Source organism: Nonomuraea marmarensis (genome assembly GCF_043197025.1).
In the GTDB taxonomy this organism is placed as follows: Bacteria; Actinomycetota; Actinomycetes; order Streptosporangiales; family Streptosporangiaceae; genus Nonomuraea; species Nonomuraea marmarensis.
The window spans coordinates 1-1,577 of record NZ_JBICRM010000106.1 but is presented as its reverse complement, the minus strand read 5'-3'; the positions used below and the strand labels follow the sequence as shown (position 1 = coordinate 1,577).

At 66.9% G+C, this 1,577-nt stretch carries 1 protein-coding gene; it reads right to left on the bottom strand.

Annotated features, from left to right (window positions below; all coding sequences use genetic code 11):
- Window positions 1-13 precede the first annotated feature (13 nt).
- Window positions 14-1,369, bottom strand: coding sequence for an IS4 family transposase (locus ACFLIM_RS50140; RefSeq protein WP_393178005.1), 1,356 nt, complete (start codon window positions 1,367-1,369; stop codon window positions 14-16).
- Window positions 1,370-1,577 lie beyond the last annotated feature (208 nt).

The following is a 1,577-nucleotide window of genomic DNA, read 5'->3' as shown; positions in this document are numbered from 1 at the left end:
CAAGGCCGGGTAGTTAAGGTTCGGGCCTGGCCGTCAAGGTTTGTTGGTGTGTGGGTGCTGGGCCGGTGCTGTTGATCGTGATGTTGGTGATCGGTGTGCTGGTCCGGGGGCGGTGGGGGTCGGCTTTGTTCCAGCGGGACAGCGGTGATTTGATCTTGCGGACGCTGACGCGTGGGCGGCGGGGTGGGGCGAGGTCTTCCAGGACGGCGTGGCCGATCCGGCCGGGGATGGTGACGTGGTCGTCTGGGATCACGTTCTCGGCTTTGACCAGGAGGTCTTGGGCGGTGAGCAGGGCTGTGGTGAACGGGGCCCGGTCGGGGTCGGTGCCGGGGAGGTGTTCGATCGCTTCGACCATCGCGATCCGCAGGAGCTGGTAGAGGGTCAGCAGGGCCCACAGTTCCTGGCGCAAGCCGACCGGGTCACGCGAGCGCAGAACGCGGCCCTGCAGCAGGGTGTGCCGGATCGCGAGGTAGGTCACTTCGTGTTCCCACCGCTCGTGATACAGGCGGATCAACGCCGTGGCCTGGTGGCGGCGGTGGTCGGTCAACGTGGTCACCAGCCGATAGCAGGCGGTCCAGGTCGTCCCGTCGGCACAGGTCACGGTGACGTCCGCCGTGATGATCCGGACCGTGAGCGTGCCGAAGCGGGCCAAGACCGATCCGTCGGACAGTCGGCAGATGATCGGCGGGCGGCGACTGGCACGCAACCGGACCAGGAACTGCGCCTTGGTCGCGGCGAGCTTCTCCAGGAAGGCTGTGGCATCGAAGCCCCGGTCGGCCAGCACCAGCATGTCGGCACTCAACAAGTGCAGCAACCGGGTGGCGTACTGAGTCTCGCTGGTGGCGGTCGGCCCGAACACCGCTCCCAGCAACGCCCGGGTGCCGGTCTCCACCAGCGTCATCACCTCCACCATCGGGTAACCGGTCACCCCGAGCGCGGCCGTGGCCTTGCGCAGCCAGCCGACGTTCCGGCCGGAATCGGGAGCCTTGATCGACGTGCAGCCGTCGAAGGACACCGTCCGCCACCGGCCGAACCTCACACCGGGCGTGTGCCGCTGCGCCAGCGGGCCTGCCACCACGGCGAACAACTGCGCGATCGGCTGCTCCCCGACCCGACGGCGAAGATCACGCAACGCCTTGGCGGTCGGGACCGGCACCGCCAACCCCGACAGGCCGGCGATCACCTTGCGCCACACCTGCAGATACCCCAGCCCGGGATACAGGCTCATCGCCAACACGAAATACACCCCGACCCGCGACGGAAGATCCCGCAACCGCCGCTCCACACGACCGGTCTCCTCCAACACCGCATCCACCAGCTCGAACGGCAAATACTGGGTCAGCTCACCCAGATGACCCGGCGCGAACACCCCCGCCGCCGTCCGGAACGTACGAGTGACACAAGCGATAGTCGAAGCCAGGCCAGACCTGGCAAACTGTTCAGGCAACGGAGATCCAGTGGGATAGCGGGCGGTGGTAGAAGATCACCCGTTCTACTGGATCTCCGTTCCTCTTGCCCCCACTTCGCCCCAACCCCTTGACGACCAAACCCTGGACCTTAACTACCCGGCCTTGGGG